The 20642-nt window shown below is 40.6% G+C and carries 16 protein-coding genes; 4 read left to right on the top strand and 12 right to left on the bottom strand.

Features of this window, described 5'->3' with window-relative positions; all coding sequences use genetic code 11:
• Position 1: 1 nt before the first annotated feature.
• The 3 genes from O2S85_RS04630 (at position 2) to O2S85_RS04620 (ending at position 6715) form a co-directional block, all read left to right on the top strand.
• Positions 2 to 1243 (top strand): TIGR02678 family protein, encoded by a 1242-nt coding sequence (locus tag O2S85_RS04630; protein WP_269411540.1) that lies wholly within the window; start codon positions 2 to 4, stop codon positions 1241 to 1243.
• Positions 1240 to 5394 carry a TIGR02680 family protein gene (locus tag O2S85_RS04625; RefSeq protein WP_269411539.1) on the top strand — a complete coding sequence of 1385 codons (4155 nt, stop codon included), beginning with the start codon at positions 1240 to 1242 and terminating at the stop codon, positions 5392 to 5394. Before O2S85_RS04630 ends, O2S85_RS04625 begins: the two co-directional genes overlap by 4 nt.
• 85 nt (positions 5395 to 5479) lie before the next feature.
• A complete protein-coding gene (locus O2S85_RS04620) occupies positions 5480 to 6715 on the top strand; it encodes a TIGR02679 domain-containing protein (protein ID WP_269411538.1) in 1236 nt (411 codons plus the stop codon).
• 172 nt (positions 6716 to 6887) lie between these two features.
• Here the strand turns inward: O2S85_RS04620 and O2S85_RS04615 are convergent, their stop codons facing one another.
• From O2S85_RS04615 to O2S85_RS04600, 4 genes are all read right to left on the bottom strand, one after another.
• Positions 6888 to 7904 carry a C40 family peptidase gene (locus O2S85_RS04615; protein ID WP_439649451.1) on the bottom strand — a complete coding sequence of 339 codons (1017 nt, stop codon included), beginning with the start codon at positions 7902 to 7904 and terminating at the stop codon, positions 6888 to 6890.
• 94 nt (positions 7905 to 7998) lie between these two features.
• A complete protein-coding gene (locus tag O2S85_RS04610; protein ID WP_269411537.1) occupies positions 7999 to 9048 on the bottom strand; it encodes a dipeptide epimerase in 1050 nt (349 codons plus the stop codon).
• A 40-nt stretch (positions 9049 to 9088) separates the two neighbouring features.
• Positions 9089 to 10249, bottom strand: coding sequence for a DUF819 family protein (locus O2S85_RS04605; protein WP_269411536.1), 1161 nt, complete (start codon positions 10247 to 10249; stop codon positions 9089 to 9091).
• 119 nt (positions 10250 to 10368) lie between these two features.
• Positions 10369 to 10692, bottom strand: a complete 324-nt coding sequence (locus O2S85_RS04600; RefSeq protein WP_269411535.1) for a DUF3870 domain-containing protein — start codon at positions 10690 to 10692, stop codon at positions 10369 to 10371.
• A gap of 332 nt (positions 10693 to 11024) precedes the next feature.
• Between O2S85_RS04600 and O2S85_RS04595 the strand changes: the two genes are divergently transcribed.
• Positions 11025 to 12206 (top strand): LL-diaminopimelate aminotransferase, encoded by a 1182-nt coding sequence (locus O2S85_RS04595; RefSeq protein ID WP_269411534.1) that lies wholly within the window; start codon positions 11025 to 11027, stop codon positions 12204 to 12206.
• A gap of 219 nt (positions 12207 to 12425) precedes the next feature.
• Here the strand turns inward: O2S85_RS04595 and glpX are convergent, their stop codons facing one another.
• The 8 genes from glpX to O2S85_RS04555 form a co-directional block, all read right to left on the bottom strand.
• Positions 12426 to 13376: a class II fructose-bisphosphatase gene (glpX, locus tag O2S85_RS04590; RefSeq protein WP_269411533.1), complete on the bottom strand. Its 951-nt coding sequence runs from the start codon at positions 13374 to 13376 to the stop codon at positions 12426 to 12428.
• Between the two features lie 13 nt (positions 13377 to 13389).
• The gene (rpiB, locus tag O2S85_RS04585) at positions 13390 to 13878 is read right to left on the bottom strand and encodes a ribose 5-phosphate isomerase B (protein ID WP_269411532.1); all 489 of its coding nucleotides are present in this window, start codon (positions 13876 to 13878) and stop codon (positions 13390 to 13392) included.
• 168 nt (positions 13879 to 14046) lie between these two features.
• Positions 14047 to 14712: a dihydroxyacetone kinase subunit DhaL gene (gene dhaL / locus O2S85_RS04580; protein ID WP_269411531.1), complete on the bottom strand. Its 666-nt coding sequence runs from the start codon at positions 14710 to 14712 to the stop codon at positions 14047 to 14049.
• Positions 14713 to 14821: 109 nt separating this feature from the next.
• On the bottom strand, positions 14822 to 16165 hold the full coding sequence (locus tag O2S85_RS04575) for an RNA-guided endonuclease InsQ/TnpB family protein (RefSeq protein WP_269411530.1): 1344 nt from the start codon (positions 16163 to 16165) through the stop codon (positions 14822 to 14824).
• Positions 16152 to 16778, bottom strand: coding sequence for an IS607 family transposase (locus tag O2S85_RS04570; protein ID WP_269411529.1), 627 nt, complete (start codon positions 16776 to 16778; stop codon positions 16152 to 16154). The genes O2S85_RS04575 and O2S85_RS04570 overlap by 14 nt, the downstream gene beginning before the upstream one ends.
• A 115-nt stretch (positions 16779 to 16893) precedes the next feature.
• Positions 16894 to 17898, bottom strand: coding sequence for a dihydroxyacetone kinase subunit DhaK (locus tag O2S85_RS04565; protein ID WP_269411528.1), 1005 nt, complete (start codon positions 17896 to 17898; stop codon positions 16894 to 16896).
• A 128-nt stretch (positions 17899 to 18026) separates the two neighbouring features.
• A complete protein-coding gene (locus O2S85_RS04560; protein WP_439649431.1) occupies positions 18027 to 19301 on the bottom strand; it encodes an MFS transporter in 1275 nt (424 codons plus the stop codon).
• 71 nt (positions 19302 to 19372) lie between these two features.
• A complete protein-coding gene (locus O2S85_RS04555; RefSeq protein WP_269411527.1) occupies positions 19373 to 20482 on the bottom strand; it encodes an MDR/zinc-dependent alcohol dehydrogenase-like family protein in 1110 nt (369 codons plus the stop codon).
• Positions 20483 to 20642 lie beyond the last annotated feature (160 nt).

Below are 20642 nucleotides of genomic sequence, written 5' to 3'. Positions count from 1 at the left end.
AATGAACGAGGAAGCAACAGTATTACATGGAGAAGAAGGCCATAAAAAGCAAATCAAGGAAGAAGTCCAGCGTTGTATCCGCATATTACTTGAACGATTCTGGATTACCAGGGATGATAATGAAGAATTATATTATCTCATCAAGGATAATGAAGCAGAAATCAAAACATTTTTTCGTGACACATTCCGTTATCGGCTGATTATTACCCATGAATTGATTAAACTTGAGAAAGTTCCTGTCCGAACGTTTAACTGGATGGGAAATAAAGAAGTAAATGGCCAATCCACTTTCAAACGACAACGTGACTTTGTCTTTCTGTTTTGTTTACTTGCATTTATTGAAGGCAAAGGTAGAGACGATCAATTTTCACTGCAGGATATCTGTGAGGCAATCCAAGCGTATTATCCACAATCCGAGACAAAAGAGCATGTGACAATTATTTGGAAAGAAGGCACCGGCTATAAAAACCGCCTGTCATTGGTTCGCGTGTTAAAATATGCGTTGAAGATGAAGCTGATTGTCATCGTCGACCAATACCTGGAAGATTTTGCAACAGATGCAACCCATGACGTATTATTCGAACGGACGCCATATGTGTCTTATTTTATTCGTAACTTCAAGGATTTGTTTGCCTGGGACAATTATGACGATTTTCAGACGTTCCTGGCTAACGAAAATAATGAATATATTGACGGCAAACATCGCTTTTACCGGCGTTTGTTCCTGGAACCAATTGTTTATCACCACGAAATCTCGGAAGATGAACAAGATTATGTCAAACGATTTCACCATACGATCGAAAACAACGTTCAAAGGTATACCGGATATGAATACGAACATTACAGGCATAACTCTGTATTAACAAAGACAACGATGGTTTCAGGGGAAGTTCTCCACCCTGCCGAAAACATGCTGTCCAACCTTATTCTCAGCTTTGCCGGATATCTATTGGAAAATCAAGCAGATTATGCATTTTCTTTTACGAATGAGATCGACATTTCCAATAATGAAATACAGCAAATTCTATCAAAGTTAAAAGAAAATGACTCCCGTTTCTGGTCGAAAAGCTTTAAGCAAATGTCCACCGAACAGTTACGAAACGTAGTAACCAATTTCCTGGTCAACTGGAATTTTGCTGACATGAAAGATGATAAAACCGTCACATTAAAAGAAGGGCTTTTCCGCACTGTAGGATCATATCAGCATGAAAAATCCAAAGGTCAGGAGGACAATCAATCATGAGTGACGCACTACAACCAACAGGCAGATGGCAAATGTACCGGGCGAAATTGTTCAGTTTCTGGTACTATCCGGATCAGGAATTTTATTTTAAAGATGGCTGCGGCGTGCTGCGCGGACATAATGGCAGTGGTAAATCGGTGACGACACAAAGTTTGATCACCGTCTTGCTCGATGGGGATGTACGAAGCCATAAGCTCGATCCCTTTGGTGGCAGGGAACGCAATATCACCGATACTGTATTGGGTGAAGAAGGCTTATTAGGGATTAACGAACGGATCGGGTATATTCTGCTGGAATTTAAAAAGGAAAACGCCGAAGTATACAAAACCATTGGCATGGGAATTGAGGCAAAACGCGGCAAATCACAAAATAAAGTCTGGTATTTCATTGTCGATGGCAAACGTTTTGGTAATCAGGAAGGGTTTCTCAAGCTTTACAAAGAAGAGTTCATCGAGGGTGCCCTAAAAAAACTTCCATTAAATGAAAACCAGCTACGAAATCTGATTGAAGTGGAAAACCGCTGCGGAAGAATTTTTACCAATCGAAAAGACTACGCAGACAAGGTGAATAAACATTTGTTTGGTTTTGATACACTGGAAAGTTTTATGGGACTGATTGATTTATTAATTCAAATCAGAAGTCCAAAGCTGAGTGATAAAAATCGGCCTGAAGGGGTAGCGGAAGTCATTAATGATTCCCTCCCCCAATTAACGGAAGGTGAATTACGCCCATTAACTGACTCGATTGAATCAATTGACCGCATTGAAAAGGATTTACAAGATACGAAAACCGACTTGAAATCCTTGGAACGGCTAAATGATGTGTTTGTCAAATACAATCAAGTTGCCTTGGTTGAAAAAGCAACAGAATATACGAAGGCACAACAATCGCTTCGTAAGTTGAAATCTACTATTAAGCAAAAGGAAAAAGAAGTTAATCAACAAAAAGAGCGGTTGATGGAAATTGACACTACTCGAACAAAGCTTTCCAATCAGCTGGAAGTAAAAAAGGAAGAATTAAGTTCCCTTGGTTTGAAAGATATCGAGGAAATTGAAGGACGCAAACAAGAAGCAGAAAGCGATTTTACTGAATTAACGAAAACACTCGAAACGCTAAATGATAAGCTCGACCACACGGTCAAACGAAAGCAAGCGGCAAAGCAGAAAAAAGATGTCTATGAAACTGAGCTTTACCAATATGAAAAGGAATTTAAAGATTTTATCCAGGAACTTGACAGTATTACTGAAGAAATGGATTTCGCCAAACATCATCCGTACATGACACATCTGGTCGCTAATCAGAACGACTCCAATTATTCCTTTTTTTCCTGGAAAGAAGAGGTAAAAAAATACGGTGCATTTTTAACAACGATGAAAGCCGAGCTGGATAAATATGAAAAACTAAGGGATAAACTCAGCCAGATTGATAATGAATTAGGCGATATTCAAATGAAAATTGATGGATCACAAACGGTCATTAGTGAATGTAAGGATAAACTGGACGAAGAAATTATTCATGTTGTCGAAACCATTCAACAATGGGCTGATAATGCTGTACATTTACAAGTCGATGATAAAACAAAAGATACACTCATAGAAACAGTTGAAGATGTATTTGATCGTTTGTCAAAAAATGACTATCTACAGCCATTAGAAACATTATATCAACAACGAAAAGAAGCAAATCAAACAAGAAAAATAGCGATTGCCCATCAAATCAATCTTCTGGAAGAGGAAATAGCAAGCCTCGAGAACGAGATTACCGAATGGGAAAATAAAGAAGAAATTGAACCGGCCTTTGTAGAGAAGAAACGCCAGGCTTGGGACGATCTAACAGCAGCCGGAATCGACTATGTGCCCTTTTATGAAGCGTTTGAATTTCATGACACGATTAACCATGACGAGGCTTTGCGTTATCAGAACGCATTAATGGAATCCGGTATCTTGCAAGCAGTTATTGTGAAGCCGGAAGATGTTGAAACAGCGAAACAGTATACCACTGTCCTGGAATATGATGAAAAACAATCCGATAATTTATCGACTGTATTAAAAGCAAGTCATAACGTGAATTTGGAACAGGTACTCACTTCTATATCAGTTGAGGAACAAAACGGAACTTATATCCTGGAAAATGGCTCGTTTAAAAGTGGACTTGTGCAAGGAAAGGCATCCCAAGCAGGAGATTCACTATTTATCGGAAAAGCCGCCAGAGAGATGTACCGTCAAGAAAAAATTCACGGTTTAAAGGTAGCACGTGATCAAAAAACCGAGCAAATAGAAGAGCAGCAAAACCAACTTTCGCAAACGGAAGCGAAACAGTCCAACATGGAAGCTGAATACAAATCTTTCCCGACGCTTTCTAACCTTGCTGATTTGTACGCAAAAATAAATACCGAACAGCAGACCATTGCGGAAATCTATGAACCGCAAAGGAAGAAGTTGAGTGACACCTATAACGATATCGATGAACAAAGCAAGAAACTATTGGTGCAAATCAAAGCAAAATTGGATTTTACAGAACTAGATCTGACAATCGATGCATTCGAGACGGAGCTAAGCAACCAACGAGATTATATGCAATGTTTGCAAGATATGGAAATGGCTTTTACCAAGAAAATGAATGCAAAAGCAAGTTATGCTGACTATAGCAACCGCTGTGAAGAATATGAAGGACAGGAAGTGGAAATCCGTTCTGATATTCTGGACAATGAATCTAAAAAAGACAAAGTCCACGAACGAATCAAAACCTATGAAAACCGGTTAAGAGAAATGGGTTCTGAAGACATTCGCAAACGACTCACTGAGCTGACCAAAGAAATCAATACAACGATTCCGGAACAATTAAACGAATTATTAACCGAGAAAGCCAATGTCACACGGGATATTGAGATCGGGGAAACATTTATTACTGACAAAACCGATAATGAAGCCCCCTTTAAAACAATGGTCCATGAGGCATGGGAAAAGGAATTCCAATCCCATTATAACCTGGGTTATCTAACCATCGACAAAGACACGGTAGACTACCTTGAAATTGCTAAAGAAATCGTAACGCAATATGGTTCGATGATTGATAAAAAAAGAGAAGAAATCACAAAGGTTATCAATCGATTGACCAATACGTTCAACAACAAAAATATTGAATTGTTCCATTATGAACTAGAAATGCAAACATTGAATTCCGAATACATGCCAGAGGTTGATACCGTAGACGATAATCAAATGACAACGTTAAACTTCATGCAAGAGCAAATGAAGCGCATCGTGGTCACGATGAATGTCGATGGCGAACGTGTCCCGCCAACCTATGCGGTAAAACACCTGACTGAGCGTATCGAGCGATTGGACAGGGATATCAATGAGAAAGACCGTGACTTATATGAACGGATCCTCGTCAATACGCTGGGCGATACGATCCGTCGTAAAATCACCTATGTACAGCGTTGGGAAAAAGAAATGAATAAATTTATGGAACACGAAAATCTAATCAAGTTTCGCCTCGCCTGGAAACCGAAAAAAGGGGAAAACGAGGACCAGTTGGACACCTTGAAATTGGTAGAAGCCTTAAAACGGGACAGCCAATGGATCGATGTGGATGAGATCAGCAGCCACTTCCGCTCCAAAATCAAGATTGCCAGACGCAGACATGAGAATCAGTCCCATAAGGAATATAACCTGAAAGACATTATGCGGGAGGAACTTGACTACCGGAAATGGTTTGAATTCGAGATCTACTTTACCAAGAAAAATGATAAAGAAAAGAAATTAACCAGAAACACGTATGGCGAATTAAGTGGTGGACAACGCGTTTTGGCCATGATTACACCAGTACTTGCTGCCTTGTATGCGAAATACTCCGAAGCAAGTGATGATTGTCCGCGCATCTTCACGTTGGATGAAGCATTTTCCCGCGTGGACGATGATAATATTAATATCATGTTTGCGTATATCCGCAAATTGAATTTCAACTATATACTCAATTCCCAATCATTGTGGGGATGCTATGCGTCAGTTCCGTCCCTCAATATTTATGAATTGAGCCGACCGGAAAACCGCCCGCATGTATTGATTGATTCCTATTACTGGAATGGCAAGAAAAAGGTTAGAACAGAAGAATTAGAAAGCGAGGAAGAACAGCTTGTCACTTCTTGATGAGATTACGGATATTTTCAAACGAGAAAAGGGGTTCGACCGCCTTTTCTCTCTTTTTATAAAAAAGTATAAAAGCTATGAACGAGTGGAAAAAGGAATTTCTGTTGTATTGCAAAACCCTACTGCAGAGGAAAAACGGGCCATATCCGGGTTGCTTGGCAAGGACTATTCCAAGAGTAAATCGATTAAATTAACTGCTGAGAAAATAGAAAAAGCCATTTTGAAAACAAAATTTGGCAAAAGCCTGGACTCCATTTCTTTTGAAGAAATCGTTGAGGCTTATCATGGCGAGCCATTAGTAAGCAACCGGGAAGAAGAAATGCGTTTCCTGTCAGAAAGAAACACCTATTTTAACGCGTTGGAAAGTGACGCCAGCTCCCGTTTATTTGTTTCATTGATAGATTGGATCAGAAGAACAAAGTACAATCGATTTTACCAAATGTACAATCAGGATCTTACTGCGTTAACCAAAGCAATGCAACATTTGGATCAGGCATTTGCTTTATTCCCTTTGGAGGACTATGAATATCTGGCGGTCTTCGCTTCCCGTGCAACTGGGAACCCACATGCGTTTGACGCAAATGAAAATGAAGGAAAACTGTTTCTTTATGCATTGCAAATCATCTATTCATTGCAACAACATTGGGAAATCAGGGAATTGAATGCAGAAGAACGTGCAGAATTATTGTACGAATTTCGCATCATGACAGACGACTTATTGAATTTTGTTTCCGTCTTTCAGGCACTTGGCGTAAATAAAAACGGAAAAGAAAATATGCTGCTCCATGGTGCCGCAGAAGAACAATCATTTTTTCATTTACCTTTGAAAGAAATTGTTAAATTGGACAGTGTCACATCTGCTTCTGGCAAAAGCCGACTTTTCATGATCGAAAACTCCAGTGTGGCCTCTCATGTAGTAAGCGAACTGATCAAGCATGATTTAAATGAAACTATCGTATCAGGCAATGGACAATTTAAAATAGCCACCCTGAAATTCCTCGATGCCTTTGTCGAAAACGGTGGGACAGTCTATTATAGCGGAGATTTTGATCCTGAGGGAATATTAATGGCATTCAAATTGAAAAAGCGCTACGGAGATCAAGTAAGTTATTGGAACTATGGCCTGGACAATTACCATATGGCATTATCAGATGAGCCAGTTTCGGAAAGAAGATTAAAGCAATTGAACAATATTGATGATCCAGCACTACAACCGCTTATACAAGAATTAAGTAAGGTCAAACGAAGCGGCTATCAAGAGAAAATATTGACAAAGATGATAGAAGATTTGAAGCAGGAAAAAGATCCAAGCGGGACTTAGTAACAGGTCTATTGTCCCACCTGATGCGGATTTTATCGGCAATTTTGCACAATTTTACGGCAATTTTTCAACATGTATCGGCGATTCAAATTTCAGGGGGATTATTAGCCCATTTTTAAAGCAAAAATCAAACGGGAAGTGCTGCACACTAACCCGTTTGACTAGGTCCCTCTTATTTTACATCTGGAAGATATCTCCGTATTCCGGAAAGTTCCTCGTAGTACCCTTTGGTTTTGACCGGGATGATTTCCACATCTTTTTTCGAGTTCGGTGAATGAATCATCATGCCATTTCCAGCATACATGGCGACATGGTGTACATTGCCTTTTCCTTGATCATGGGCAAAAAATAGCAGATCGCCTGGTTTCATATTTTCAAAGTCGACTGGTTCTCCATGTGTTGCCTGCACACTGGAATCACGTGGAATCGTGATACCATGCGACTGATACATTGTGAACGTAAATCCGGAACAATCGAAACCGAAACCACTCATTCCAGCCCAAAGATAATGCAGTCCCAAAAATTGTTTACCAGTGTTCACCAGATCTTCCCCAGTTGGCGTTGGAATAGCTTCCTGTGAATCATAATGATAACCATCTTTTTTACTAATCCAAGCATGTTTGCCATCCGGTTTCATCACCCGATATGCGTTCTTCGTTTCACCTAAATATGGTAGACGAGTATTGTAGCTTAATTCAATTCCTTGGTGGTGAAACGATGGTGTCTGGTAGAGAAATGCAGTTGGCGAGTTAACTAATACAAATGATTCGCTCGCTTTAGCATCAAACTTTTTCGTATATGTTAATTGGGATTTCGGCATCCAGCCACTATATCCCAATTCCTCATCCGGTGAAGGTTGTCCGGCTACAGCAACCTTTACCCAATCGCCAGCTTTTTCTAAAATGTGAACCTTGTTGCCGTAAAGTGCCTGTGTTTCCAGCATACCGTCATCAGAAAGCTGAACCTGTTGTTCATACGTCATATCACGTTTCCATTTCCACATATCGACTGGATTTGTAGCTGAGGGTGCATCTACTTCGCGTAAAATATCTGGTGCCGTCCAGAGTGTTGCCACAGCTACATCGATATAAGCGGTTTCTTTTTGCGTATAATTCTCTCTGTCCTCCGCATGGGATACGGAAGGAAAAACTATCATACTACCAAATAGCAAAACAGTTATGATTTGAATCAACCTACGAAACATATTTATTCCTCCTCAGAGACAAAGGCCCGGTTCCTCTGTCCCACCGTTTTTTGTAAAACTGGAATATGGTGCCTGTCCCCTACCCAATTCCGGGATTTGTGGATAGAGTGATGTCCTCTCCTTTATACGCGATTGCTGTTGGTGCTTCAGCTAGCCATAATGGTGCATCCAAATCGAAATAAACCACATTCGGATGGGCGGCGGCGAAATGGGCGGCTGCTCCAACCGAGTGAGACGGTTCCATCATGCTGCCGATCATACAGGCAACACCACCAACTTCTGCCAAACTAGCAATCTTCCAGGCATTTGCTATTCCTCCGCATTTCATCAGTTTAATATTCAACAAATCTACATAATGACCACCAACCAAATGAAGTGCATCCTTTGGAGAAAATAAACTTTCATCCGCCATGATCGGAATGTTGACATGATCAGTCACATACTTTAGTTCATCTAACTCCCGGGCTGCGACAGGCTGTTCAATAAATTCAATGCCGGCATTCATGACTTCCATTTGCTTTATCAGTTGGACCGCCTGTTTTGGCTTCCATCCTTGATTGGCATCTAACCGCAACATCACTTCTTCTGGTACAGCCTCGCGGATAGCGGTGATCCGGGCAATATCCAGTTCGGGTTGAGCACCAACTTTAATTTTCAGGCGACTAAACCCATCTGCTGCACATTTCTTCGCGTCCGCCGCCATTTTTTCTGGTGTATCCACGCCAATCGTCATTGAAGTTTGAAGTGGTTTGTTGCCTCCCAACAACTGATAAAGTGGTACTTGCAGCAATCTACTGTATGCATCATATAGTGCCGTATCAGCCGCTGCCTTTGCACTTGTATTCCCAATGCAGCATGTTTGAACCACATCTAGCAATCCCTGAAAATGATAGATATCTTTTTCAACTAATGCCTGCTTAATCGGCCCAAGCAAAGCAGCCTGAATACTTTCCATTGAATCACCGGTAATCACCCAAGTTGGCGCTGCTGCCCCCTTGCCAGTGATCCCGTTTTCTAATTCAATTGTTACCTCGATACTTTCGATTTCAGTTGCTGTTCTTAACGCCGTTTTAAATGGTGTGTGCAACGGGATATTGCGGTGTGTAACCTGCAAATCTCGGATACGCATAAACATTCCCCTTTCTGCTATAATGATAGGTTTTTTGCTTTTACAACATGCTCAGAATATTTCCGATCAACATACCGAAATACGTTCCAAGAAATGACCCAATCAATGCCATAATGACGCCAACCGGAATCAACGTCCGGCTATATGCGGCCGCAAGCATTGGTGCTGAAGCCATCCCGCCGATATTGGCAAGACTGGCAATCCCAAGTGTAAATAGATCATATTTAAACCATTTTGCGAGCAACAACATGATAACCAAATGAATCAGCAAAATCAGAAAACCGGAAATAAGATAAATCGGTGCCTGAGCAATCTGGGAAAAGTCCGATTGCGAGGCGATTAGTGCCACGATAATATAAAGCATTACATTGGAAACATCCAATGCCCCGGGAATCCGGGATACCCGTGTTTGCCCAAGAATCAGACCAACAACAGAAGCAATCATAATTGTCCAAGTCGTGGCATTGATCACATCGCCAACTTCCGGCAAATGATCCCCAACGAATGTAGATAATGCGGATACGAGGAGACCAATACCCAAGAGGTACATGATATGCTTGAATTGTGGACCGTGATCATCCTCCTGAGTCGCAGCCGCTTCTTCAAACCCATTTTGCATAAAGCTGGTATCTGCCTTTGTCCAGCGGTTAAATGCACCAGCAAAAGGTACGAGCCAAAACATAAACATCACCCAGACCGCATAATTAATGGTATCCATCATTAGTGCATAACCAAAAATATTTTCCGGCACCTTAAGAATTCCCTGCAAAGCAACCATATTGGCCGATCCGCCTGTCCAGCTGCCGGCAAGCGCACCAAAAGCACGCCAGGTATCTGTAGCATAAAAAGATTGGAAAACAGCATAGACGATTATAAATCCAAGAAAGATGCTAATAACAGCTACCAAGTAACCACCAAGCATGCGCGGTCCAAGTCTCATAATACTTCTGATATCGCATTTCAACAGCATAATCATCAGCATCGCCGGAAGTAAGGCATCTTTCACATTGGAATAGGCAGCTTCAGTCGCTTCATTATCAAACAGGCCGATTGTTTGCAAGAAAGCTGCCCCAATATAAATGAGGACAATGCCCGGAATAAATTTAAAAAAGCGATTGGAACTAAATTTGTTTTCAATTCCCACCATCAAGGCAGCCAGTGCCACCAAGACGCCGATGTACATAAAACCATCTGTAATCATTTCTGTTTCCCCCTTGATGTATAAGTGAAGTATAGTTATTGAGTCAAGTTATCTTCTCAAAAACTTGAAATTAAAAATCCAGCCTAACAATTGATTGTCAGGCTGGATTTTGACTAGGTTCATGTAGTCAAAGCAGCTTTTGCTTGATCATATTTATTTATGGCATCATGAAATGCGACAATCAAAGCTTTTTGTGAGGCACCCTGATACCGTTTGCGAATATCTTCCTCTACGTTGATATCGTTTATATCACGACCAATAAATAAGGAACGGACAAACTGATTGGTCAGCTGAATCGTCGAAGAACATTCGCAATCGACAATTTCATCGCTGGTAGCATCAACAACTAATGCCAGAAAAAATTGACTGTATCTCTTGGTAATCGGATTATTCTGTGGTGCCTTCGCATCCCCGATCACATAGATGGTATTCTGGTTATACAATTTAAGAATCTCCTTCAACGCACTACAGACGATACAAGGAAACCAACAAGGGATAACTTGTAGTGGCTTGTACCATGCTAGCGCTTACAGGTAACATATTATTAATATAGCATTTGAAGGATTATCAGTCAATAGAAAAAATATCATTAAGACGTTTCAAGGCATCTATTAGTCAATTTTTATAGCAACAATCCATTTAATTGTACAACTAACTCCTATCTCCCTGTGCACCCACTTATTCGAAAAATATTTGGTAATTACCCACCTAACTCTTAATTGATGTTATAATCATACTAATTTTCTACATAAAAAATTCTAACGAGGTGATCTACATGAACATAACTTTATCAGATAAAATGGCGCATTTTCAAACATCCATTTTTAGTGAACTATCCAATTATAAAAAGCAAAAACTTCAGGCAGGAATGGAAATGATCGATTTAAGTGTTGGAAGTCCAGATTTACCACCCGCTCCATTTGTCATTGAAGAACTGACAAAGAATGCGCAAGATCCTACCCAGTACGGCTACACATTAACCGGCACCGAATCACTTCATCAGGCGATTACTGATTATTATAGAAAGAACTATGGTGTTGAAATTAGCGCGGAAAATGAAACATGGATGGTGATGGGGTCTCAGGATGGTCTGGTTCATTTGCCGATGGTATTGACCAATCCCGGCGATATCATCCTACTACCTGATCCCGGATATACAGCCTATGATACGGGTCTTTCCTTGGCCGATGCCACGCCATACCGAATGCCATTAAAAGAAGAAAACGGATTTTTGCCCGATTTAGAAGCGATACCGGAAAGCATCAAACAGCGGGCCAAAATGATGGTGTTGAACTTCCCGGGTAATCCTGTTCCCACTTTAGCAACAAGGGAATTCTTTCAACAGGTAGTCGCCTTTGCTAAAAAATATCAGATTGCGGTACTTCACGATTTTGCTTATTCAGAACTATATTACGAAGACGAGAAGCCAATTAGCTTCCTATCCGTTGACGGGGCAAAAGATGTTGGCGTTGAATTCAATTCGTTCTCCAAAAGCTTTAACTTAGCCGGCTGCCGAATTGGCTATGTCGTTGGAAATTCCACCATTGTTAATGGATTAAGCCGATTGAAATCAAACCTGGACTATGGCGTGTTCCTTCCTATTCAAAAGGCGGCAATTTGTGCTTTGCAGAATTCTACTGATTTCAGTGAAAAGTTAAGATCTGTCTATAAAGGACGAAGAAATATTTTAGTAGACGGATTAAATGCTTTAGGTTGGAAAGTGGACACACCTAAGGCTTCGATGTTTCTTTGGGCGAAAGTTCCTGAAGGGTTTACATCGACGGCGTTTACCTACCGATTAATGGATGAAGCAGGAATTGTCGTTGTGCCCGGGAATGCATTCGGTGAATCGGGTGAAGGTTATGTACGGATTGGATTGGTACAGCCGAAATACGTTTTGGAGCAAGCTGTGGAGAAGATAGAGACTAGTGGATTGTTTTCAATTGTAAAAAGTTAATGATAAAAACATTCGTTGAGATTGCTCAACTTTTTATGTCTGCAAATACAACTTGAGATTCAAGTATAGGAAATGCAAGGCTGCTTACTCAGAAGCAGCCTGTACTCATTTATCCCCATCAATTCTACTCTAAATTAACAAACCAACATTCCCTTTATACGCTTTATACGCTTTCCTTCTTTGTTGACGTCAAATTGCTGCAATGGAATTTACGTTTTATTACAATACAGCTTCCTGCAACGCGAGTTTGCTTTCAACGTAACGTATTTTTTGTTCTCTTCCATAAATAAGAATAGATTTTGTAACAAGACCTTCATTATCCATCCTTATTCCATTTAGAAATAGATTATCGGTAATACCTGTAGCCGCAAAAACACAATCGTCAGATCCAATTAGTTGTTGATGGCTCAATGGACTTTCCGCATCCGGTAAACCCATCTGCAGACATCTCGTTATTTCTGCATCGTTACGAGGTTTGAGTTTAGCCTGCATTTCTCCTCCCAGACATTTAACAGCAACAGCACCCAAAACGCCTTCTGGTGCTCCGCCAATTCCAATAAACATATCGACACCACTATTTTCCATACATGTTGCCATTGCATAAATGACATCACCATCATTAAACAAGTGCACCTTGGCACCCGTTTTCCGAATGGTATCGATATATTCCTTATGCCTCGGTCGATCTTGAACACAAATATTTAACTCATTCATTTGTTTTCCGTTTGCTTGAGCTACCGCTTTCATATTTTCATAAAGCGAATAGTCAATGTTAATTTCACCCCTTGCCTTTGGACCAACTGCAATTTTTTCCATATACATGTCTGGGGCATGAAGTAATGTTCCCTTTGGTGCTGCAGCTATCACAGTAATGGCATTCGGTTGCCCTTTTACGGTAGGTGTCGTCCCTTCAATTGGATCTACCGCAATATCCACATCTGGTCCATACCCCGCACCCAATTTTTCGCCAATAAAAAGCATTGGTGCTTCATCAATTTCTCCCTCACCAATGACAACCGTGCCATCCATCGCTAATTGATTCAGCATACTGCGCATCACATTTGTGGCCGCATTATCTGCTGCAATCTTATCGCCGCTTCCAATCCATGGTAAAGCGGCAATCGCAGCTGACTCGGTTACATTTAAAAAATTTAATAACAAACTTTGCATTAAATTGTTCCCCCTAGCAGGTACATGAATTCATGGCTGCTTCTTGATATTTTCCGTTCAAAAATTCCTTTTCTTTATTATTGATTTTGTCTACTTTTCGTTTTGATCCATTTGCCCATGTCACATTTAAATAGGCTTCAACAATTTTTTTACCAACTTCCAGACCAATAATTTGCGCACCCATTGTTAATATTTGTGCATTATTGCTTAATTGGGCTCTTTCAGCAGAATACGTATCATGTGCCAGTGCGGCGCGAATGCCAGGGTATTTGTTGGCAGCGATACAAACACCAATACCTGTTCCGCAAATTAAAATGCCCCTATCCAATTTGCCTTCACTAATGGCTTTTGAGACTTCAAATGCAACATCTGGATAATCAACTGCCTCACAAGAATGACAGCCATAGTCCACCACTTCATGTTCTGTATTTTCCTCAATAAACTTTTTAATCCCTTCTTTCAGTTCATATCCATTATGATCTGATCCAACAGCTATTATCATGATGTGATTCCCCTCTCTATCCTTAGAAATTTATTTATCAATTAATTTCATTTTAAATCATTTATTTTCGTTTATCAATATTTGTTTTCGTTTAATTTTGTTTTGTGTCAAAAAAAGAATCAGAAAACACAAGCTCTGATTCCTTTTTAGCCATATATATTCCGGCAACTAGCTTACCTTTTGTGATAAATCTTCAACATAGTCTAAAAATGTAGCCAAAAGCAAATATGCAGAAGTTGCCCCAGGATCTTGTGCTCCTACTGATCTATCTCCCAAACGGCTGGAGCGCCCCTTTTTAGACACAAGGTCCCTTGTCGACTTCATACCTTCCTCCGCTTTTTGAACAGCATCGCGGAAAATCGGTAAAAGGCCTTTCGCTTCTACATCTTCTGCACCTTCTATTTCCAACACTTGAACAAATGGCGCAAATGTATCTACCATGGTTTTGTCGCCAACTTCAGCTTGCCCCCGCTCCTTTACACCATTTGCGAAAGCGATCCAAAATGCTATAAGGTCCTCGTCGTTTAAAACTTCTTTCTTTTTTATTTGCTTGGCTCCGCGCATAAACCCTGTTGCATATAGCGGGCCAACGGACGAACCAACCGCGTTTAAAAATGTTTTACCCGCTGTAACACTAATCTTGCTGCAATCCTTTTCATCAGCCAAATCAGTTTCCAATTTTTCATTTACTGCCTGAAAACCAATCGACATCGTAACACCGTGGTCCCCATCTCCTAATTTGCGATCAAGTTCACAGAGGTAATCCTTCTCTGCTTCAACCATGCTCACTACTTGTTTCAAATATGTTTTAAATTCTCTTGCTGTAATCTCCACTATTATCCCGCACTCCTTTGTCTATTTAAACCTAACCGAAATTAAGCCTAAAATTAATCAAAGACCTCTTCTCTGTTACCAAGAAGAATGTTTATTTCAACCCTCGGATTTACTTCCCGAGGCCAGCAGATGGGGTCAAACCACAAGCAATCTTTGCCTGTTTAAAATCCCACCAAACTGTATACATAGGGGATTCCACACCTATGTAGCCTGCGCGAGGCAATCGCTTTTTGGCTTTCTTTCCGATATTAACTGCACTGTTGATATCTCTCGAAAGCGTTGTACCGCAGTTTACACATGTAAAGCTGCGAATAGATGGATCTTTTTTCTCTTTGTTACCGCAGACACAACAGGTTTTGGTTGTGTCACGTTCATCGATCTTTTGATAATATTTACTACTTTTTTCCTGCACCCAGTTCAAAATACTCCTGAATTTACCGACTGGTGTTTGATTTAACATGGCTCTTCTCATTGACCCGTATTTCGCTACATCGGGAGTTGGTGTATAGTCACCAATGTAGATCGCATCGTAACGCTTGGAAAAATAATGCGCATAGCTAAATAACAGCGTCTTCATTTGTTCTCGACGTTTTAATTGCGCCTTTTCCAAAGCATGATTGAGTCTCTTCCAACGTTTGCTTGGCTCAAAATAGGTGACGTTTGGGGTGCATACCAGCTTATTAAATTTTTCACATTTGTCCCGTTTTGATTTGATTTCATCGATTCGTTTATCCCAATACTTCAACAGTGCATTCATCGATTTCAATTCATATGATTTTCCATCACTGCCTAATCCTACTGCCAAATTCTTATGGTTGGGATCAAATACAATAAACGATTGTTCCTTCATCTTGGTGATTTCTTTGACATCTTCTATTGTAAAAATGACATAATACGAATCCAGATCCTTTGTAATGCGAAGGGTTTTGATTCTCTCCGTTTCGCTTAGTTCTACCGCTTCCACAAGTCCAACTTTAATTTTGATAGTCTTCTTAGCCTTTTTATCTTTTTTCTTTAATTCCTTATGTTCTTCATCTGTTAACTTGCCAAAACTTAAGGAAAGCAGATTGGCGTCCAATAATTTAAAGCCTTTTTTTGGTTCATCATAATATAGCGAAAACCACTTCTTTTTCCATGAACGATATTTTGGTTTCTCATTCATTAATTTTGGATCAAAAAATCGTTCATAGGCATCTTTTAACCGTAATGCCGTATTTTTCAATGGGGAGGAATGGACTTTACACAAAAATGGGTTTTCCCCTTTTATTTTCGGTACTTCATTCCTCAGGTTTCTGCCGGAAAGCAGTTTTTTCTTTTTTCCATTGCGATAATCTTCCTCCACCGCATCAAGCAATTGATTGTACAGCCAGTTGCACATTCTGGATTGAGAATCGAGTAACTGCTTGTTTTCCTTTGTAACCACCAATCGTACCTTTTTATTATACGTAAGCATGGCCGTTGTCCTCAATGACCTGTTTCACCGCTTGTTGCAGTTTCTTTCGCTTGTGACTTCTGCTTCCATACAAGCGGCTGCTGAAGACAGTAATAATGGAAAGCATATCCTCGACTAACTCCTGCTCATATGTTTTATCCTCTGTATGGTTGACGATTTCAATTTTCACATGATGGAAGGCACATATTTGTTCCAACAATTCATACCCAAAACGTAGTAACCTATCCTTGTAGTTGACGACAACTTTCTCCACCTGATTGCTTTGCACCAGCCGGATTAATTCTTTTAACCCCTTCTTATCGAAATTCAAACCATTTCCCAGATCTTTTATAATACGAAACTGATATCCATTTGCCGAACAATACTGCGAAACGGTATGGACCTGCCTTTTTAACTCTTCCTTTTGGTCCGATGATGAGACACGGCAATACCCGATAACAATTTTGTCCTGAAGTGGTTTCAAATCATGCTTGATAGCACTAAGGTCTTCTACAGCATATCTTCTATGGCCACCGGTAGTTCGAGAGGATGTTATCTTCCCCTCTTTTTCCCACCTTCTTAATGTAGTGGGATGAACACCAAGTATGTTGGATGCTTCATCGATGGTATACATGTTAGCGATCCTCCTCATTTTATTTCTACTTACAAGGTTCGACATAAAATGCGAGAATCCTGCTAAAAAGTAATTAATTTTAAATAATTTAGATTAAACTGTTTTGGAACCCCTCTTATTTTTGAACAAACATCGGACAATCAACTGGATGATCAATACACTTTTTCAACTCATCATCCAACTTCATGATGGTTACGGAACAGCCACCCATTTCCAATGAAGTGATATAATCACCAACATAAGAGCGATAAATTGTTATACCCAATTCATCAAGGAGTTGCTGAACGCGACGATAAACGATATACAATTCCATTCTCGGTGTAGATCCTAACCCGTTAACAAGTACTGCAACTTCATCGTCTTTGGTTAAATCGACATCTGCTAAAATATCATGTACCAACCGTTCTGCAACACGATCGGCTGATTCCAATTTACCTTTTTCGATGCCTGGTTCACCATGATGCCCTAAACCAATTTCCATCTCATCGTCCGCGATGTCAAAGCTTGGTTCGCCAGTTTGCGGCAGTGAACAAGGGTTCAAACCTACGCCCATTGAACGTGTATTTTCATTTGCCTTCTTTGCTATCCGAACAACATCTTCTAAATGATAACCAAAATCAGCTGCAGCACCCGCAGCTTTATAAACGAAGAATTCACCAGCAATTCCGCGACGTTTTTCCTTTTCTTCTTTTGGGGCCGAGGCAACATCATCAGTCGTCAAAGCCATACCGACCTCAATATCTTCTTCCAAATCAGCTGATTCCGCTGCCATGCCAAAATTCATCACATCACCAGCATAATTTCCATAAAGAAAAACAACCCCTGCTCCTTTATCAATTGCCTTGGTAACTTCCAAGATAGGATCCGGGGAAGGGGAGGCAAAGATATTACCCACTGCAACACCGTCTGCCATGCCATTGCCAACATATCCCATAAACGCTGGTTCGTGACCGGATCCACCGCCAATGAGGATACCAACCTTCCCATCCCTCGTTTTTTTATTAATAACCAATGATCGTTTATTTGTCGGTAATTGATTGATATAATCAGAATGCGCCATTACATATCCTTCAACCATTTCTTCTACAACATCTACAGGATTGTTTATTAACTTTTTCATCTTGCTCCACTCCCTTTACTTCTGTTTCTTTTCCTACTCTATTGAAAAATAACAAACCTCAAACACGAGCCAGTCCCCCTGCATCCAAGCCACGGGACTGTTTGATCGTCTTTCAAACTTATTTTGTCTTAATCTGCAACAACCGCTTCACTCTTACCGATATCATCCAGGGTTTTTGCGTTATTTGGTAATTTAACCCAAATCATCATAATCGTGCTTGCAAAATATAGGCCGCTTAAAATCCAGGTTACACCGACCGCACCGACAAGCCCATAAAACACTGTCACTATGGCCGGGCCAACAAAGACACATAGACCGGCGCCCAAGTTCAGAATTGACATGGCTGCACCTTTTTCTTCTTTAACAAGGGAAGGAACCAGCGCGGAAATCGGCACATAACCCGCCAGGCAAGCACCCCATAAAATACCCACTATAGTCATGACAGTCAGGTTACCGCCGATGATTTGTGGTGTATAGTAGAGCAATAGCGTAAACACACCACAACCAACACCGCCAATCCACATAATCGTATTACGCCAACCTAACTTATCACCAACGACACCGAAAATTAGGTTAAAAGCAATATTAGAGAGGAAGATTGCACTCCAGATACCTAACCACGTTGTCGTTGGTATACCGTATGCTGCCAGGTATGTCGGCAAAAATACCGGAAAGGCATATTGGGCAGCCTGGTTGATAACACGAACAATACCAGCAACGCCTACTTTTGGTTCCCTTATGACAATCGTTATACCACGAGCCAGCTCCTTGACCTGATCAATACCTTTGGACGTGGATACTCTTTCCAGCTTGTCACGATTAAACACCAAAGCAAACAGCGCACCGAGCAATACCCAAAAAATTGATGACCATAATGTATTAATATACCCAAGATGTTCGACTGCCCATTTAGAAAAGCCAGCTCCAAGGACATTCATCCCTCCTGAGAAAACGAACCAGAACCAGCCAACAGCTTTACCAAGCCGTTTTTGTGGCGTCCTATAGGTAATCCAGACCAAAAAACCATAAGCAAACAGTGGATAACCAATTCCACGCATCATATACGTCGGAAGCATTATTATATAATCTAAATTGCTAACCCCGAAACCGACAAATGCTGAATGGCCAACAATATAGGCAATCAAGCCCCAAAGCATGACTTTTCTAGCCCCGAACATGTCAATCAATACACCGGAAAACCAGGAAGCAACCGCAATCATTATCCCATATCCGGTAACCAATGCGGAAACATGTGTCACTGATAGGCCCTGATCGACCAGATAAGGCGAAATAAAAGCTAATTCAAGCCCATCCCCCATCATGAAAATTAGAACACCTAAAAAACCCCACGAGATTTTACTGGTAATCCCAATCCTATCCAGAAAATTTTCACTATTCAGCACGTAGTTCCACCTACCTTATAAGTAAATTGTCCGGAAGAGAAAGCACATTTCCCTTCCGTACTTCTATATCATTATGGCTGTAAAACAATTTTTAAAGAGTTTTCACCCTTCTTCATTAAATCGAAACCCTCTTCAAATTGCTCGAGAGGAAGCTTGTGTGTCACAACACCTTCTGTCGGAAAGTCCCCGTTCTTGATGCCCTCAATAACGAGCGGGTAGCAGTACGGCCCCAAGTGTGATCCTAAAAGATCCAACTCTTTCCGATCGCTGATAATACTCCAGTCTACTGTTACCGGCTCACCAAACACACTAAATTCTACAAAACGGCCCAATTTACGAATCATTTGCAAGCCTTGTTCAACCGATTTCGGATGACCAGTAGCTTCGATATAAACATCGCAACCATAGCCGTCGGTCATTTCTTTGATTTCTTTTTCCACGTCCACTTTACTAGGATTTAAAACAAGATCCGCTCCGAATTTCTTCGCCAGTTCCAGGCGTTCCTCTTTCAAATCCAATACAATTAACTTCTTAGGGCCGGATTTCTTCAAGGCTCCTACCATTCCCAAACCAAGCGTTCCTGCACCGGATAAAACAACAACATCACCAAGTTGGACGTTAGCTCTTTGTACTGCATGTAGACTGCAAGCGTATGGTTCTATTAAAATAGCTTTTTCTAGTGGTAAATCTTCTGGAACTTTATAATTGATTGCTTCCTTGGTGAATTTCATATATTCTGCCATGCCACCGTTTACATTGTTTTGAAAACCGTACAAATCATGTTTTTCGCACATCCAATATTGCCCTCGATTACAAAAACGGCAATCCCAGCAAGGTACAATTTGTTCGGAAATGACCCGGTCACCAATTTCAAAATCTGTAACTGCACCCCCTTTTTGTACAATTCTCCCAATGAATTCATGACCTGGAATCATTGGCGCTTTTATATATGGTGGTTGTTTTTCATCCCCCCAGAAGCTAGGTGCCCCACCATATGCTTTAATATCTCCTGCACAAATTCCGCACGCTTCTACCTTTATAATAATCTCTTGATCGTTTTCCAGTTTTGGAGTTTTCACTTCCTCAAACCTATAATCCTCTGGAGCGTAGGCCACTACAGCATTCATCGTTTCCGGAATCTCCCGAGATACCACCTGTTTTTCTTCTACTGTTTGACTCATCCTCATTCTCCCCTTCTATGGTTTGTAAGAATAACCTAAGTTCCATACCCTGAATATTTTTTAATTGAAGGCGATGACATAACTGATGAAGGATTATAGTTTCAATGTTATGTAATCGCTATCAAATTATAGTCTAATTTTATCATTTGTTTTCAATTTG

The sequence above is a fragment of the Lentibacillus daqui genome (genome assembly GCF_027186265.1).
GTDB lineage: Bacteria > Bacillota > Bacilli > Bacillales > Amphibacillaceae > Lentibacillus_C > Lentibacillus_C daqui.
Note: the sequence above shows the minus strand (reverse complement) of the source record. Positions and strands in the feature narration are given on the sequence as shown.

Excerpts from the sequence above, each read along its gene's own strand:
- O2S85_RS04595 (WP_269411534.1), top strand. The coding sequence starts at position 11,025 with ATGAACATAACTTTATCAGATAAAATGGCGCATTTTCAAACATCCATT.
- O2S85_RS04630 (WP_269411540.1), top strand. The coding sequence starts at position 2 with ATGAACGAGGAAGCAACAGTATTACATGGAGAAGAAGGCCATAAAAAG.
- O2S85_RS04570 (WP_269411529.1), bottom strand. The coding sequence starts at position 16,778 with ATGTATACCATCGATGAAGCATCCAACATACTTGGTGTTCATCCCACT.
- rpiB (WP_269411532.1), bottom strand. The coding sequence starts at position 13,878 with ATGATAATAGCTGTTGGATCAGATCATAATGGATATGAACTGAAAGAA.
- O2S85_RS04555 (WP_269411527.1), bottom strand. The coding sequence starts at position 20,482 with ATGAGTCAAACAGTAGAAGAAAAACAGGTGGTATCTCGGGAGATTCCG.
- O2S85_RS04610 (WP_269411537.1), bottom strand. The coding sequence starts at position 9,048 with ATGCGTATCCGAGATTTGCAGGTTACACACCGCAATATCCCGTTGCAC.
- O2S85_RS04575 (WP_269411530.1), bottom strand. The coding sequence starts at position 16,165 with ATGCTTACGTATAATAAAAAGGTACGATTGGTGGTTACAAAGGAAAAC.
- glpX (WP_269411533.1), bottom strand. The coding sequence starts at position 13,376 with ATGCAAAGTTTGTTATTAAATTTTTTAAATGTAACCGAGTCAGCTGCG.
- O2S85_RS04565 (WP_269411528.1), bottom strand. The coding sequence starts at position 17,898 with ATGAAAAAGTTAATAAACAATCCTGTAGATGTTGTAGAAGAAATGGTT.
- O2S85_RS04625 (WP_269411539.1), top strand. The coding sequence starts at position 1,240 with ATGAGTGACGCACTACAACCAACAGGCAGATGGCAAATGTACCGGGCG.
- O2S85_RS04605 (WP_269411536.1), bottom strand. The coding sequence starts at position 10,249 with ATGATTACAGATGGTTTTATGTACATCGGCGTCTTGGTGGCACTGGCT.